This window comes from Streptomyces herbicida (assembly GCF_032656585.1).
GTDB classification, from domain to species: Bacteria; Actinomycetota; Actinomycetes; order Streptomycetales; family Streptomycetaceae; genus Streptomyces; species Streptomyces herbicida.
On sequence record NZ_JAUYWJ010000007.1, the window covers coordinates 311595 to 327849 of the forward strand.

The 16255-nt window shown below is 72.4% G+C and carries 11 protein-coding genes; 7 read left to right on the plus strand and 4 right to left on the minus strand.

From position 1 onward, the window contains the following. Positions 1-13: 13 nt before the first annotated feature. The 3 genes from Q8A52_RS17550 to Q8A52_RS17560 are packed head-to-tail and all read left to right on the plus strand — an operon-like array spanning position 14 to position 3830. Complete coding sequence (locus Q8A52_RS17550) at positions 14-1540, plus strand: VWA domain-containing protein (RefSeq protein WP_316753116.1); 1527 nt, start codon at positions 14-16, stop codon at positions 1538-1540. Further along, the gene (locus tag Q8A52_RS17555; protein WP_316753118.1) at positions 1537-2553 is read left to right on the plus strand and encodes a hypothetical protein; all 1017 of its coding nucleotides are present in this window, start codon (positions 1537-1539) and stop codon (positions 2551-2553) included. The genes Q8A52_RS17550 and Q8A52_RS17555 overlap by 4 nt, the downstream gene beginning before the upstream one ends. After that, positions 2550-3830, plus strand: coding sequence for an ABC transporter substrate-binding protein (locus tag Q8A52_RS17560; RefSeq protein WP_316753120.1), 1281 nt, complete (start codon positions 2550-2552; stop codon positions 3828-3830). Before Q8A52_RS17555 ends, Q8A52_RS17560 begins: the two co-directional genes overlap by 4 nt. A gap of 33 nt (positions 3831-3863) precedes the next feature. Here Q8A52_RS17560 and Q8A52_RS17565 read toward each other — a convergent pair whose 3' ends face one another. Then, positions 3864-5018, minus strand: coding sequence for a magnesium and cobalt transport protein CorA (locus tag Q8A52_RS17565; RefSeq protein ID WP_316753122.1), 1155 nt, complete (start codon positions 5016-5018; stop codon positions 3864-3866). Positions 5019-5164: 146 nt separating this feature from the next. On the opposite strand from Q8A52_RS17565, the gene Q8A52_RS17570 reads away from it, so the two are divergent. Together Q8A52_RS17570 and Q8A52_RS17575 are read left to right on the plus strand one after the other, a co-directional pair. Next, positions 5165-6283, plus strand: coding sequence for a winged helix DNA-binding domain-containing protein (locus Q8A52_RS17570; RefSeq protein ID WP_316753124.1), 1119 nt, complete (start codon positions 5165-5167; stop codon positions 6281-6283). Positions 6284-6368: 85 nt separating this feature from the next. Further along, positions 6369-7229 carry a LysR family transcriptional regulator gene (locus Q8A52_RS17575; RefSeq protein WP_316753126.1) on the plus strand — a complete coding sequence of 287 codons (861 nt, stop codon included), beginning with the start codon at positions 6369-6371 and terminating at the stop codon, positions 7227-7229. A gap of 110 nt (positions 7230-7339) precedes the next feature. Here the strand turns inward: Q8A52_RS17575 and Q8A52_RS17580 are convergent, their stop codons facing one another. The 3 genes from Q8A52_RS17580 to Q8A52_RS17590 all read right to left on the minus strand — a co-directional run bounded on the left by Q8A52_RS17580 (position 7340) and on the right by Q8A52_RS17590 (position 12195). After that, positions 7340-8131 carry a S1 family peptidase gene (locus Q8A52_RS17580; RefSeq protein ID WP_316753128.1) on the minus strand — a complete coding sequence of 264 codons (792 nt, stop codon included), beginning with the start codon at positions 8129-8131 and terminating at the stop codon, positions 7340-7342. 238 nt (positions 8132-8369) lie between these two features. Next, positions 8370-11216: an AAA family ATPase gene (locus Q8A52_RS17585; RefSeq protein WP_316753130.1), complete on the minus strand. Its 2847-nt coding sequence runs from the start codon at positions 11214-11216 to the stop codon at positions 8370-8372. A gap of 145 nt (positions 11217-11361) precedes the next feature. Then, positions 11362-12195 (minus strand): helix-turn-helix transcriptional regulator, encoded by an 834-nt coding sequence (locus Q8A52_RS17590; protein ID WP_316753132.1) that lies wholly within the window; start codon positions 12193-12195, stop codon positions 11362-11364. 137 nt (positions 12196-12332) lie between these two features. On the opposite strand from Q8A52_RS17590, the gene Q8A52_RS17595 reads away from it, so the two are divergent. Both Q8A52_RS17595 and Q8A52_RS17600 read left to right on the plus strand, forming a co-directional pair. Further along, on the plus strand, positions 12333-14003 hold the full coding sequence (locus tag Q8A52_RS17595; RefSeq protein WP_316753134.1) for an AMP-binding protein: 1671 nt from the start codon (positions 12333-12335) through the stop codon (positions 14001-14003). Beyond that, positions 14000-15616: an AMP-binding protein gene (locus Q8A52_RS17600; RefSeq protein WP_316753136.1), complete on the plus strand. Its 1617-nt coding sequence runs from the start codon at positions 14000-14002 to the stop codon at positions 15614-15616. Before Q8A52_RS17595 ends, Q8A52_RS17600 begins: the two co-directional genes overlap by 4 nt. Positions 15617-16255: the final 639 nt, after the last annotated feature.

The window sequence follows — 16255 nt, forward strand, 5'->3', positions numbered from 1 at the left end:
GGGGAACACAGCGATGAGCGAGGCCGGTGGCATCGAGGTGACACTGGCGGTCGGCCAGAACAAGTACCTGTCCGCCGTACCGACGGCCGCCGGACCGCCGGGGGACCAGGAGATGCACGCCATCCTGGAGATCCGGGTCACCCACGCCGGGGCCGGACCGCTGCCGGGGCGGCCCCGCGGCTCGGGGGCCGCCCTCGCCGAGGTGCTGATCATCGACACCTCCAGGTCGATGCTCCACCCCGACACGAAACTGCGCGCCGCCAAGGACGCCACGGTGGCGGCCGTACGACTGCTGCCCGACCGCACCGCCTTCGCCGTGCTGTCCGGCCGCTTCGACGCGACCGTGGTCCACCCCGCCCCCGGCGCCGAGGCGATGGCCGTCGCCGACCCCCGGCAGCGCGACGCCGCCGAGTACGCCGTACGGGTCCTGGACGCGGACGGCGGCACCGCCATCGGCACCTGGCTCGACCTCGCCCGCCGGCTGCTCAACGGCCAGGACGCCCCCATCAAGCACGTCCTGCTGCTCACCGACGGCCGCAACGAGCACGACGACCGGGCCGCCATGCGGCTGGACACCGCACTCGACGCCTGCGACGGCCGGTTCATCTGCGACGCCTGGGGCATCGGCGACGGCTGGGACGCCGACGTACTGCTGCGCATCGCCCGGCGGCTGCACGGACGGGCGGCCGCGGTCCGCCACGAATCGGAACTGCCCGCCGCCTACGAGGAGTTGGTCAACGGCCTGCTCGGCACGGCCGTCCCCGAACTGCGCATCCGGCTCGTTCCCACCCCGGGCACGGTGATCCGGCAGGTCAAGCAGGTCGTGCCGGCCGAACAGGAACTCCTCACCGTCAGCACCGGGTCGGGCGAGCGCGGAGCCGAGTACGTCACCCGGGGCTGGGGCGACGAGGTCCGGCAGTACCAGGTCGTCCTCACCGCCGACCCGTCCGGCCGGGACCTCGGCGAGGACCTCCAGCTCGCCGCCGTGGAACTGCTCGTCCCCGACTTCGGCCGCACCGTACGGCTGCCCGCACCGCAGCCGGTCCTGGTGCACTGGACCGACAACCCCGCCGACGCCTCCCGGCAGCATCCGGCCATCCGGCGCCACCAGCTGTACGAGCAGTCCGGCGCGGCCGTGGCCCGGGCCTACCGGGCGTGGCTGCGCGGCGCGGACGGCCGGACGGAGGCGGACGCCGAACTCGGCCGGGCCCTGGCGCTGGCCAGGGAGCTCGACGATCCCCAACTGCTGCGCGCCCTGCGGCAGATCACGGACGAGGGACGGGAGCCCGGGGGCCGGATCGCCGTGCGCGAGGGGCTCAAAGACGTCGACTGGCAGCATCTGATCCTCTCCAGCGCCATGACCACCCCACCGGACCCGGCGGCCGCCGCGCAAGGGCCCCCGGCCGGACCCGACGCCCCCGGCGCGGCCGGTGAGGGCGGCGAGGACCTCGTGGAGTGCCCGGACTGCAAGTGGCTGGGCCCGGCAGGCTCCCTGTACTGCGGCGGCGACTGCGGCAGACGGCTCGAGGAGTCCGCATGAGCACGGACACCCCGCCCCGGGACACGAGAACGTCCGCCGCGCCCAGCCCGCTGCCCCGGCTCCTGGAGCGGGTCCTCGGCGGCCGGCACCGCCCGCCGGACGGCGCCAGCACGACCGCCCACGACCTGGCCCTGCGCCGCCGGCTGCTGCTGGCACTCACCGCCGTGCTGACGCTCTGCCTCTTCTTCTCCTACGAGGGGGTGCACGGCGACGCGGACCCGCTGCGCACCTCCAGCGCGCCGGGCGTCCTCGCCGTCGACACCGCGCAGTACGCGCTCGCCCAGGCCCAGCAGGAGGCCACCGCCCGAACACCGTCCACCAGCGAGTTCCAGAAGCAGATCTCCGTCGCCGCCCGCAGCCTGGCCGTCGCGGCCGCCGACGACGTCGGCGGGCCTGCGGGCCGGCAGGCCCTGCAGACGGTCGCCGACCTGATCACCGTGTACCACGGCATGGTCCAGAAGGCGCAGCTCGAACCCGCGGGCGTGCTGCGCGACGCCTACCTCAGCTATGCGACCAGCGTCCTCGAGGACAGGCACTCGGGCATAAGGACCCGGCTCGATCAGCTGCAGAAGGACCAGCAGGGCGTGGTGAAGCGGCAGACCGGCTTCGGCTGGACGCTGTGGCTCGGCTGGAGCGTCGTCGTGCTCCTTGTCCTCGCCCTGGCGGCGGCCCTGGCGGAGACCCAGGTCTATCTGCGCCGGCGGTTCCGGCGTAAGTACAACCGCGAACTGCTGGCGGCCGGCGCCCTGCTGGTCGTGGGAGCCGTGACCCTGACGCTGTTCACCCTGTGGACGCACGACGGCATGTCGGACACCCGCGGGCTGCTCCACGGGCAGCTGTCCGAACCGTCCGCCATCACCGAAGCGGGGCGGCAGACCGCGGCCAACCTGGCACACACCGGCTTCCGCGCGGCGGCGGCCGTATGGATCGTGATCGGAGGGGGCCTGCTCATGATGCTGGCCGAGACCGGCCTGCGACAGCACATCAACGACTACCGGTTCAGGCCGCGGTGAGCGCGCCCCGGCTGACCGTCCGCACGGTCACGGTCGTGGCGAGCTGTCTGGCCCTGCTGGCGGCCCTCGTCGTCGTGGGCGTCCGCGTCTACGGCCGGGAGCCGACCGTCACCCTGCTGGCCAACTGGACGGGCGAGGACCAGAAGAACTTCGAGGAGGCGGTGATCGCCCCCTTCGAGAGCAAGTACCACATCCGCGTCGACTACCAGGGCAGCTCCGCCGAGAGTCAGGTGCTCAGCTCCGACGTGGAGGCGGGCACCCCGCCCGACGTGGCGGTGCTCACCGGACCAGGTGAACTCGCCGCGTACGTCCGGCAGAACCAGCTGAAGGCCCTCGAAAAGCTCATCCCCAAGGGGGACTTCAGCGAGTCCTGGGCCACTCCGTTCGACGGCCATGTGTACTGGTTCCCGCTCAAGGCCGACCTGAAGAGCATCGTCTGGCACCCCGGCGGCATGACCGAGCAGCAGATCCGGGACGCCGCCCGGCAGCCGGGACAGTGGTGCCTGGGCATGGGCTCCGGCGCGACCAGCGGCTGGCCCGGCACCGACTGGATCGAGGACATCCTCCTCCAGCAGTCGGGCTGGCAGACGTATCAGAAGTGGGCGCGGGGCGAGATCCCCTGGGACTCCGACGCGGTCCGGAACGCATGGACGAAGTGGGGGACCATGGTCGGTGCGGGCAGGAAGCCGGACGACCTGGTCCGGCGGGCCCTGCTGACCGACTACCAGGACGCCTCCGCGTTCGTCACGAAGGACCCGCGGCAGTGCAGCCTGGAACACCAGGCCTCGTTCATCCGCAACGCCTCCCACTCGTGGAAGCAGGTCGACGGAGAGTACGTGGCCTCCTCCCGGCTCCTCGGCAGGGGCGACCCGGACGCCTGGGAGGTCTCCGGCGACCTGGTCGCCCTCCTGCACGCGACCCCCCAGGCGAAGAAGCTGATCGGTTATCTGGCCTCCGCCGGGGCACAGCGGGCCTGGAGCGCCAAGGAGTCCGGCTTCTCCGTCGACGCCAAGGTGCCGCTGGAGACGTACGAGCCGGTGACCGCATACCGCCACTCGCTCGCCACCACCCTCCTCGACCGGCGGGCGGTGCACTGCTTCGACGCCTCCGACGCCATGCCGCCCACGGTGCGTGACGCCTTCGCGCAGGCGACCATCGAGTTCCTCGCCCGTCCCGGCGACCTCAAGTCCCTGCTGAAGTCCCTCGACACCCTCAGCCGGAAGCCGGGCCTGACCTGGCTCCCCTCGGTCTGCGACCGGGTCCCGCCGGCGGACTGAGTGCGGTGGGCTCACCGGCCCCGGCCGCCGGAGCTACAGCCAGTCCTTTCGCTTGAAGATGAGGTACAAGGTGACACAGACGACCCCCATCAAAGCGATGGCGAAGGGGTATCCGAGGGCCCAGTGCAGCTCCGGCATGTCGTGGAAGTTCATGCCGTAGATCGTTCCGACGAGGGTGGGGGCGAAGAGGATCGCGGCCCACGCCGAGATCTTCTTGACCTCCTCGTTCTGCTCGAATCCGGCCTCCGCCAGCGCCCGCATCTCCGCGTTCTGCTGCTGGGTCACCAGGGTCGCGTTCACGGTGAGGATCTCCGTGAGGGCCTGGCGGAAGCCGTCCACGCGCTCGCTGATGTGGGTGACGTGGTCGGCGACGTCCCGGAGGTAGCGCTGGAGCTCCTCGTCGGTCTCGTACTTGGCGAAACCGGCCATCAAAGCGTGCAGCATGCCGACCAGCGGGCGGGTCGCGCGCTGGAACTCGACCATCTCGCGGGAGAGTTCGTAGATGCGGCGGGAGACCTCGGGGTCGCCGCGGAACACCTCGGTCTCGATCTCGTCGATGTCGTTCTGGACCCCCGAGACGACGGGCGCGTAGCCGTCGACGACCGCGTCGAGGATCGCGTACAGCACCGCCTCCGGGCCCAGTTTGAGCAGGTCGGGGGAGTCCTCCATACGGCTGCGGACCGCCGAGAGGTCGGGAGCCGCCGCGTGCCGGACCGTGATGACGAAGTCAGGGCCCACGAAGACGTGCAGCTCGCCGAAGTCGACCTCCTCCGGCGCGTCGAGATAGCGGGCGGCACGCAGGACGACGAACAGCGTGTCGCCGTAGCGCTCCAGCTTGGGGCGCTGGTGCGCCTCCATCGCGTCCTCGACCGCGAGCGGGTGCAGATCGAACTCGGCGGCCAGGGAGAGGAGTTCACCCTCGGTGGGGCGGGCAAGCCCGATCCACGCCATGCCGGAGGGCTGCTCGCGCAGTTCGCGGTAGGTGTCGGTGAGCGTGGCCGGGGAGGAGACCCGCACCCCGTCGCGGTACAGCGCCGCCTGGACGATGCTGACGGGCTCGACCGCCTCCCCTCCCGGGGGCCGCGCCGGGGGAGCGGGCGGCGTGGCGGCCGGCGGCTGGTTCAGCGCGCGGCGCCAGACGGACTTGCGGTGGTTCTTCTCGCCGGAGCCGGCGCGTCGCTCGTGCATCGCGGCTGCCTCCCGGTCGAGCCTGTCTCGGCGTGATCACGCAGCAGCATATCCGCGGGTATTCGGCATGGAACCGCCGGGCGGCTCCGGGATTCGGTGAGAGTTGCGGACAGGAGGTGTCCGCATGCAGCACTAGCGTACGGTGCATGACGAAGCGGAGCATCACGAGGACGACCCCGGCCCCCTCCCTCGACACCCGTGCGCTGAACCGCGCGACCCTCGCCCGGCAGTTGCTGCTGAGCCGCTCGCCGCTGTCCGCCGGGGCCGCCGTGGAGCACCTCCTCGGCCTCCAGGCGCAGAACGTCAAGCCCCCGTACTACGCGCTCGCCGCCCGGCTCGAGGGCTTCACCCCCGAGGCGCTGTCCCGCCTCATGGCCGACCGCGAGGTCGTCCGCATCGTCACCATGCGCTCCACCATCCACACCCACACGGCCGACGACTGCCTCACCCTGCGGCCGCTCGTCCAGGGCGCCCGGGACCGCGAGCTGAACGCCTTCCGCAATGGACTGGCCGGCGTCGACCTGGACCGCCTCGCCGCGCTCGCCCGTGAGCTGGTCGAGGCCGAGCCGCGGACCATGGCACAGCTGCGCGAGGCCCTGCTCGCCGAGTGGCCCGACGCCGACCCGCAGTCCCTGTCCGTCGCCGCCCGCTGCAGGCTCCCGCTGGTCCAGGTCACCCCGCGCGGGCTGTGGGGCAGGAGCGGGCAGGTGGCCCTGACCACCGCCGAACACTGGCTGGGCCGCTCGGCCGAGCCCGCCCCGGGCCCGGACGCGACGGTCCTGCGCTACCTCGCCGCCTTCGGACCGGCCTCCGTGAAGGACATGCAGACCTGGGCCGGACTCACCCGGCTCCGCGAGGCCTTCGAGCGCCTCCGCCCGCGGCTGGTCACCTTCCGGGACGGCAACGGCGTCGAACTCTTCGACCTCCCCGACGCGCCCCGCCCCGACCCGGAAACCCCGGCCCCGCCCCGCTTCCTCCCCGAGTTCGACAACCTCCTCCTGTCCCACGCCGACCGCGCCCGGGTCGTACCGCCCGAGTACCGGGGCCGCACCTGGCAGGGCAACCAGGCCCACTGCACCCTGCTCGTCGACGGCTTCCTGGCCGGGGTGTGGAAGCCGGCCGGCGACGCACTCCTCATAGAGCCCTTCGGGACGCTCACGAAGGCCCAGCGGGAGGCGGTGACCGAGGAGGGGGAGCGGATGCTCTCCGTCATGCACCCGGGGGAGTCGTACGACATCCGGTTCGGCACCGTCGTACGACCGTGAGAGCCCTCGGTCCGCCCGCCCCGTCACTCCCATCCGTTCCGTCCCGTGCGCCGTGCATTCAAACAGGGGCCCTACAGTCGTCGCCATGGAACTGCGGCAGCTCACCTACTTCGTCGCCGTCGCCGAGGAGTTGCACTTCGGGCGGGCCGCCGAACGGCTGCACATCGTGCAGTCGGCGGTCAGCCAGCAGATACAGCGGCTGGAGCGGGAGCTGCGTGCCGAGCTGTTCGACCGGACGCCGCGCCGGGTGCGGCTGACGTCCGCCGGGGAGCGGCTGCTGCCCGAGGCACGGGCGGTGCTGGCGGCCGCGGAGAAGGCCCGCGCGGCCGTGGCGCCGCCGCCGGGGCTGCGGATCGGCACCGGCACCCGGCCGGGCCGGCATCTGGACCGGGCGCTGGCCGCGTTCGCCGAGCGGCTGCCGGACGTGCCCGTCGAGCTGGTCGTCCTCCCGGCCGAGGAGCGCCTCGGCAAGGTCGCGGGCGGACAGCTGGACGCCGCGTTCGTCCGGGCCGCCGAACCGCCGCCGGGAGTACGCGTACTGCCCTTGTGGGCCGACCCGCTGATGGCCGCCCTGCCCGCCGCGCACCCGCTCGCCGCCCGCGCGGAGATCGACCTCATCGAACTGGCCGGGCTGCCCCTCGCCCTCACCCCGCGCCGCACCAACCCCGCGCTGGTCGACCTGGTCGTCGACGCCTGCCGACGGGCCGGGTTCGAGCCGCTGCCGGGCCCGGTGAGCGGCTTCCTGCAGGACACGCTCGCCGCCGTCGGCGTCCGCCCGCTGTGGACGGTCGTGTACGCATCCCACGCGCGCGTGCTGCACTCCTCGCGGGTGGCCTTCGTACCGTTCCGCACGCCGGGCCTGGCCCTGTTCACCGGCCTTGCGGTGCCCGCCGCCGACCCCACCCCGTACCTGGACGCCCTGGTGCTGGCCTGCGCGGACCGCTGATCGCCGCGTCATCGGCCGCAACGCATGGAAAGGGGGCGCTGCGGGCCGCTCGTGGTGGCTCGCAACGCCCCCTGGTATTCACCTGAGGGGTTCTCAGGAGTTCTTCTGGGTTACGAGTTGACCTGCGCGGTCACCAGGTTCGAGAAGGTGGTCAGCCGGGTGTAGACACCCGGGTAACCGGCCTCCGCGCACCCCTCTCCCCAGGAAGTGATCCCTGCCAGGACGCCCCCGATGAGCAGGGGACCGCCGCTGTCGCCCTGGCAGGTGTCTACGCCACCGGATGTGTATCCGGCGCAAACCATGTCGGTCTGGACGAAGTCCGAACCGTATGAGCCGCGGCAGCTGGAGTCGGCCACGATGGGCACGGTCGCGGTCCGCAGCTGGTTGGAGGAGCTGCCGCTCTCCGAGGTGGTGCCCCAGCCGAGGATGCGGGCCGTGGTGCCGGCCGCGTACACACCCGTCTGGGAGGAGGAGACATACGACGCCGTCGTGTACGGCATCGAGGTGGACAGGGTCAGCACGGCCACGTCGTCGCCGTTGGTGGCGTCCGTGTAGTCCGGGTTGACCCAGATCTTGCTGACCTTGCTGACCGTGCCTTTCGTCCCGTTCAGATAAGTCCGGCCACCCACCACGCGGACGTTGCCTGCGCTCTCGCCCACCATGCAGTGCGCGGCGGTGATCACCTTCTTGGCCGCCACCAGGGTGCCCCCGCAGAACTGGTTGCCCGACGCGTCCGTGATCTGCATGACGAACGGGTACGCGGTCGTGGTGGTCGTCGTGCCGCCGACGATGGGCTGCGGAGCCGCTGCAGCGGTGGGGGCGCTGAGCAGTGCGGTCGCCGCGGCCGCGGCGGTCGCCGCGACGACGGCAGCGGTTCTCTTGGCGCGGTTGAGCCCGAACATGAGTCTCCTCAGTGGGGGTGGCCGGTGGGGGGACGCGCGGGTGGGGGGTGAGCACGGGGTGGGAGTCCCCCCTGCTCGAGCGGAGTCGAGAGCTTGGGGGAGGGACCGGCCCCGTGTGCCCGGGCGAGCGGCACGCCCTTAAGCTATGGGCCGGTACACCCTCCGCCCAATGAGGGAACCCCCTAGGGGAGTAGGGCAGGGAAAACCCTCGGTCCGGCTCAGTTAACCGGCAGCCTTCTCACTTCGCGCGCCGTCCCGCCGCCAAACGGACTATGTCCACCCGTGAGCGGATGCCCAGCTTGCGGTACACCCGGGTCAGCGTCGCCTCGACCGTCTTCACACTGATGAACAGGCGAGCGGCGATCTCCCGGTTGGTCGCGCCCTCCATGACCAGCGCCGCCACCTGACGCTCCATCGAGGCCAGCCCCTCCAGTCCGTCGAGGCCGCCGAGGGCGGCCGCCGCGGCAGCGGCCGGCTCCGGCTCGGGCGCCGCTAGGGCCGCGTCCACCTGGCGCAGCCAGGGCAGCGCCCGGCAGCGCCGGAACAGCCGGGTGGCCTCGTCGTACGACGAGGTGTTGTGGCGGCGCACCCCTTCGGCCGGCCCGGTCCGGCGGCCGCGCAGCGCGGCCAGCGCGAAGGCGGCCCGCGCCTCCTCCAGGCCGTACCCCAGTTTGGCCAGCCGGTCCTGAGCGGACGTCAGCTGGGACTCGGCCGCCTCGTGGTCGCCGTGGGCCGCGCGCACCAGGGCCTCGGCCCGGTCCAGGACGGCGAGGACACTCTCCCGGCCGAGCCGTAGGGCGTGCTCCCGGGTGACGTCGATGACGTCCTGCGCCTCGGCGCCTTCACCGATCCGGACCAGCGCCTCGGCGAGGTCGCCGTGCCAGCGGCCGCGTGCCGGGTCCGTGATGCCCAGGCCCCGCTCCAGCTCGCGCACCCGGCGCAGCGAGCGGACCGTGCCCGCCGGGTCCCCGGCCACCAACTGGGCGTATCCGAGGGCGCCGAGGGCCCGGGACAGGTACATCTGGTCGCCGTCCTCCTCGGCGTGCTCCACCGCCTCCCGGGCCAGTGCCAGCGCCCGGTCCACGTCCCCGCCGGAGGCCTCGGTGAGCGAGGTGAGCATCGCGGAGGCAGTCTCGCCGATCCCGGAGTCCCGGGCCAGCCGGAGGCTCTCGCCGGCCAGGTCGAGGGCCCGGCCGCAGTGCCCCGCGCGCAGCTCGGTCTCGGCGAGGCCACGCAGGAAGTGCACCTCGCTCTCCACCGAGCCGCGCCGACGCACCTCGCGCAGCAGCGCGGTGACCGTCGCCCGGGCCTCGGCCAGCTGGTCGCCCATGACCAGCCAGCGGAACCGGGCGCTGCCCGCGCCGTTGTGATGGCAGGCCACCTTCGGGTCCTGGGGCTCCTTCAGCGCACGCTTGATGGTCGCCGGGGCCGCCGGGTGGCCCATGAGGGTCTCGGTCTGGGCCTGGAAGGCCAGTGCCAGCAGTTCGGTGCGCCGGTCGGCGCCGCGCTCGGCCAGCTCCGCCGCGTGCGCGGCCGCCTCGCGGGCCTCGGTGAAGTCGCCCTCCACGATGAGAGCCCGCCAGGCCAGCTGGTAGTGGACCAGGGCGAGCAGCCGCGGGTCGTCCCCGGCGTCGGCCAGGGCCTGCGGGAAGACGGCGTCGACCTCCGTCATGGTGTGGCCCGCCGTGTCGATCACGATGATCCAGGCCCGCACCCGGTCCGCGGGCACGGTCGCCCGGGTCAGCACCTCGCGGGCGATGTCCCGGGCGAGGTCGACCTCGCCGGCGGTGATCGCGTCCTCGGCGGCCTGGAGCCGGCGCTCGTCCGGGCCGGGCTGGGTGTCGGCCGGGGTGTGGCGGGCGGCGAGCAGGCCGAGCTGTGCGGCCACGGACGGCGCACCCCGGTCCCGGGCCTGGGTGGCGGCCTCGGCGAGCCGGGCGGCCACGTCCGGATCGGTCCCGGTGGTGGCCAGGGCGAGATGGCGGGCCCGCTCGATCGGGTCGGAGGCCGCGGTGGACAGCGCGGCGTGCGCGGCACGCCGTTCGTGGGCGGGCGCCTCCGCGTAGAGGGCGGCCGATATGAGGGGGTGGGCGAAGCGCACGGTCGGGCCGTCGGGGTCCGTGGCGAGCAGGCCGAGTTCGGCGGCCTGGGCGCACTCGGCCTCGACGTTCTCCCGGCCGGCCGCGAGCAGCAGCGCCGGTGTGGGACGCGCGCCCGCGCTGGCCACCAGCAGCGTGCGGCGGGCCTCGACCGACAGCATGTCCAGGCGGCTCAGCACCAGGGCCCGCAGCGAGGTGGGCACCGGCAGCGGCTCGCCCGGCCTGGGCGGGGTCGGGTTCTCGGCGAGGGCACGGCCGAGCTCCAGGGCGAAAAGGGGGTTGCCGCCGCTGGTGCGGTGTATCTCGCGGACCGTGGAGCGGGGCAGACCGGTGTAGCCGCGGTGGTCCAGGAGCGCGGAGACCTGGTTGCGGGAGAGGGGGTCGAGGCGTACGGCGACGGTGTCCGGCGGAGAGGCACGCAGATGGCGGTCGTACTCCTGACCGTCGGTCCGGACCGCGCAGAGCAGCTGAACGGGGGTGCCGCCGAGGCGGCGGGCGGCGAAGCCGAGCAGCTCCGCGCTGGCCGGATCCAGCCACTGCAGATCGTCGGCGACGATCAGGACGGTGCCCTCGGCGGCCAGGACGCGCAGCGCCGACAGCACCGCAAGGCGCAGGGCCAGACCGTCTCGCTGCAGCGTGGACTCGCCGCGACCGGTGAGCGCCGACTCCAGGGCGGTGCGCTGGGCCGCCGGGAGCCGGCCGGAGACCTGGTCCAGGACCAGACCGAAGAGGTCGGCGAGCGCGAGGAAGGGAAGGTGCGATTCGGACTCGGTGGCCGAGCAGCGCAACACGGTGCGGGCCGCGCCGGCGTATTCCGCTGCCAATGCCCGCAGGACGGTCGATTTCCCTATTCCTGCGGGGCCGTGCAGGAGCACACTGCCGCCCGAGGTGAGCTGCTCACGCGCGGCGCCGAACGGCTCCTCCCGGCCGATGACCAGGTCGGGGCGGCATCTCGCAGGCTCCTGGAAGTCCCGTCGCACGGTCACCGCTCCCCTCGTGTGTCGTGTCCCGGCTCAAATTCTAGGCAACGAACCTTGAAATTCGGACGGAAGGCGTGGTGAGGGAAATAACAGAGGGTAGGCACAGGGCAATTCAGGGTGCCCGCCGATGAATAGGCAGGCTTCCTTACGGCTAGGGCAGCAGCCCCGACCGGCGTGCCGTCGCCACCGCCTCCCCTCGCGTGTGGGCGCCCAGTTTGCGCATCGACGAGCGCAGATAGCCCTTGACCGTCTCCGGGCGCAGCCCCAGCCGGTCCGCCACCCCCGCGTTCGTCGCACCCTCGGCCACACAGGCCAGGACGTCCAGCTCGCGCGGCGCCAGAACGACACCCCCCGCCGGTTTCGGCGCCGTCAGCAGACCGCAGGCGGCGAGGAGTTCCTCCCGCAGCTGAGGGTCCGTGATCCGGGGCGCCAGGGCACGCAGCGCCGCGTGCGCCTCGCGCACCTGCTCCCAGGCGGCGTTCGCGTCCGTGTCGGCGGCCGGCGCCGGCCGGGCCGCCGTCAATAGTCCGCGCGCCTCGTCCCGTACGACGAGCGCCTGCTCCACGTCCCGGGCCACCGCCACCGCCGAGCTCAGCGTGCGGTCGCCCAGCGGCTGGGCCGTGCGCAGGGCGCCGTAGATCACGCCCCGCACCCGGCGCCGTACCACCACCGGCACCGCGAACACCGAGCGGATGCCCTCCGCGGCCACCGGCGCGTCGTACTCGTGGCTGATCTGCCGCGACGAGGAGTAGTCCGTCACCGCGCACGGGCGGGCCAGGGCCACCGCCTTGCCGCCCAGACCGTTGCCCGAGGTCACCGCGAGCGAGCGCAGGGCCGTGGTGTTGGTGCCGCTCAGCTCGCTGATGCGCATCTGCGGCCGGCCGGACTCGACCAGGCCGCCGAAGGCGACCGGGAGACCGGTCGTGCGCCGGAGCCGGGCCAGCGCACTTCTGATCTCGACCGCCCCCGTGGGGTCTCCTGCCACCTGTTTCACCCCTTCGTCGCGGCTTTTGTGCGACCCACACCCCCATTCGGGGGTAGTGAGACCTGCATCACGGATTACACGATGCCAGAGAGCCGCCCGGCAATGGTCCGGCACCAAGCCGGCACCTAGGAGGACAGATGACGACGGCCACGGAGCTCTTCCGCAGCGCGCGGGACTTCCTGCTGGAACACCGCGAGGACTACGCCACGGCCTACGAGGGCTTCACCTGGCCGCGCCCGGAACACTTCAACTGGGCCCTGGACTGGTTCGACGTCATCGCGGACGGGAACGACCGCACCGCCCTGCACATCGTGGAGGAGGACGGCGAGGAGACCCGGCTCTCCTTCGCCGAACTGGCCGACCGCTCCGACCGGGTCGCCAACTGGCTGCGGGCGCGCGGCGTCCGGGCCGAGGACCGCATCCTGGTCATGCTCGGCAACCAGGCCGAGCTGTGGGAGACGGCGCTGGCCGCGATGAAGCTGCGCGCCGTCGTCATCCCCGCCACCCCGCTGCTCGGCCCCGCCGACCTGTGCGACCGCGTCGAGCGCGGCCGGGTCCGGCATGTACTCGTCCGCTCGGCCGACACCGGGAAGTTCGACGAGGTGCCCGGCCGCTACACGCGCATCGCCGTCGGCGGCGCGCCCGAGGGCTGGCAGCCGTACGAGGACGCCTACGCCGCCTCCGCCGACTTCACCCCCGACGGCGAGACCCTCGCCGACGACCCGCTGATGCTCTACTTCACCTCGGGCACCACCGCGCGCCCCAAGCTGGTCGAGCACACCCACGCCTCGTACCCGATCGGGCACCTGGCCACCATGTACTGGATCGGCCTCGAACCCGGCGACGTACACCTCAACATCTCCTCGCCCGGCTGGGCCAAGCACGCCTGGTCCAATCTGTTCGCCCCGTGGAACGCGCAGGCCACCGTCTTCATCCACAACTACACGCGTTTCGACGCGGCCCGTCTGATGTCAGAGATGGACCGGGCCGGGGTCACCACCTTCTGCGCCCCGCCCACCGTCTGGCGCATGCTCATCCAGGCCGACCTCACCCAGCTGCGCACCCCGCCCCGCGAGGCGGTGGCCGCCGGCGAGCCCCTGAACCCGGAGGTGATCGAGCAGGTCCGCCGGGCCTGGGGGGTCACGATCCGGGACGGCTTCGGACAGACCGAGACCGCCGTACAGGTCAGCAACAGCCCCGGCCAGGAGCTGAAGACCGGCTCCATGGGCCGGCCGAGCCCGGGCTACCGCGTGGAACTGCTCGACCCGGTGTCGGGCGCACCGGGCGCCGACGAGGGCGAGATCGCGCTCGACCTGTCCGCACAACCGGTGGGCCTGATGGCCGGCTACCACGGCGACGCCGACCGTACGGCGGAGGCGATGGCCGGCGGCTACTACCGCACCGGCGACATCGGCTCCCGCGACGCCGACGGCTACATCACCTACGTGGGCCGCGCGGACGACGTCTTCAAGGCCTCCGACTACAAGATCAGTCCCTTCGAGCTGGAGAGCGCCCTGCTGGAGCACGAGGCGGTGGCCGAGGCGGCCGTCGTGCCCGCACCGGACGAACTGCGTCTGGCCGTGCCCAAGGCGTACATCGTCCTCGCCGAGGGCTGGGAGCCCGGACCCGACACCGCCAAGGTGCTCTTCGAGCACTCCCGCGAGGTCCTCGCCCCCTACAAGCGCATCCGCCGGCTGGAGTTCGGCGAGCTGCCCAAGACCGTCTCCGGCAAGATCCGCCGGATCGAGCTGCGCGAGGCCACGGCCGCGGGTTCGGGGAACGAGTACCGCGAGGAGGACTTCCGGTGACCGCAACGAGAGAGCTGTCGTACACGCACGGGACGAGCGGGACCGTCCTGCTCGGGGACACCATCGGAGCCAACCTGGACCGGGCCGTCGCGGCCCGGCCCGACCGGGAGGCGCTCGTCGACGTGCCGTCGGGGCGGCGCTGGACGTACGCCGAGTTCTCCGCGGACGTGGACGAGCTGGCGTACGCGCTGCTGGCGAGCGGGGTCGCCAAGGGCGACCGGGTGGGCATCTGGGCGGTCAACTGTGCCGAGTGGGTACTGGTCCAGTACGCCACCGCCCGCATCGGCGCGATCATGGTCAACATCAACCCGGCCTACCGCACCCACGAGGTCGAGTACGTCCTCAACCAGGCCGGCATCTCCCTGCTGTTCGCCTCCCTCAGCCACAAGACCAGCGACTACCGGGCGATGGTCGAGGAAGTGCGCGGCGGCTGCCCGCAGTTGCGGGAGGTCGTGTACATCGGGGATCCGGGCTGGGAGGCGCTGCTGCGACGCGCGACGCCCGACCGGGCCGAGGAGCTGAGGGCCCGCGGGAACGAGCTGTCCTGCGACGACCCGATCAACATCCAGTACACCTCGGGCACGACGGGCTTCCCCAAGGGGGCCACCCTCTCCCACCACAACATCCTCAACAACGGCTATTTCGTAGGTGAGTCGATCGCCTACAGCGAGCAGGACCGGATCTGCATCCCGGTGCCCTTCTACCACTGCTTCGGCATGGTGATGGGCAACCTGGCGGCGACCTCGCACGGCGCATGCATGGTCATCCCGGCGCCGTCCTTCGACCCGAAGGCCACGCTGGAGGCGGTGCAGCGGGAGCGGTGCACCTCGCTGTACGGCGTCCCGACCATGTTCATCGCGGAGCTGAACCTCCCCGACTTCGCGACGTACGACCTGTCGTCGTTGCGCACCGGGATCATGGCGGGCTCGCCCTGCCCGGTCGAGGTGATGAAGCGGGTGGTGGCCGAGATGCACATGGAGGAGGTCTCCATCTGCTACGGCATGACGGAGACGTCCCCGGTCTCCCTGCAGACGCGGATCGAGGACGACCTGGAGCACCGCACCGGCACCGTGGGCCGTGTCCTGCCGCACCTGGAGGTCAAGGTCGTCGACCCGGTGGACGGCGTCACCCAGCCCCGCGGCGCCGCGGGCGAGTTGTGCACCCGCGGCTACAGCGTGATGCTCGGCTACTGGAACGAGCCCGAGAAGACCGCCGAGGCCATCGACCCCGGTCGCTGGATGCACACCGGCGATCTGGCGGTGATGCGCGAGGACGGGTACGTCGAGATCGTCGGCCGGATCAAGGACATGATCATCCGGGGTGGCGAGAACATCTACCCGCGCGAGATCGAGGAGTTCCTCTACCGTCACCCCAAGATCAGGGACGTCCAGGTGGTCGGGGTGCCGCACGAGAAGTACGGCGAGGAGGTGCTCGCCTGCGTCATCCCGCACGACGCGGGCGATCCGCTGACGCTGGAGGAACTGCGCGTCTTCTGCCAGGCACGCCTCGCGCACTACAAGATCCCGAGCAGGCTGCAGATCCTCGACTCCTTCCCGATGACGGTGTCCGGAAAGGTGCGCAAGGTCGAACTGCGGGAGAAGTACGGCGAGTAGCTCAGGCGCCGGTGGCGTTCAGATCGTCGGCAAGGCTGTTCGTCGGCTGCGGGGTGCCCGTGAGGTCCAGGACGAACAGGGGGATGCCCAGGGAGTCGGCGCGGGCACGGGCGTCGTCGGTGTACCCGGCGAGGGAGAAGTAGACGCAGTCGGTCGACTCCACCATCGCCGTCAGCCACAGGCACTCCACGTCCCGCAGGGAGGCCGGGCTGACGGTGGGATCCACCTGGGCCACGATCCCACGGGCGGCGAGCCCGACACCGGACGGCGGCCGCTGATCGGCCCGCCGGATGTTCCGGTAACCGAGCCACCGCAGATAGAGCGCGGCGACGGTGACGGCGTCCCGGGCGGTACGGATGGTGATGGGCTGAAAGGCGCGTCGGCGCTGGGGGGATCTGGGCGCGGGCGGTGAGCCCTGGCTGCGGCGGTCGGGGGTGGGCGGCGAGCCGGTGCCGGTGCGGCCGGGGCTTGCGAGTGGGTCTGCGGCGGGGCGGCCGGGACCGGTGTGCGGTTCCGCGCCCGAGCGGCCGGGGCCCGCGTGCCGGTCATGGCCGGAGCTGTCGTGGGTTGCGCGGCGGCCCGTGCCGGAGCGACCTTGGGCGCGCTGCGCACGCGCGTCGGTACCGGCACCCGTGACCG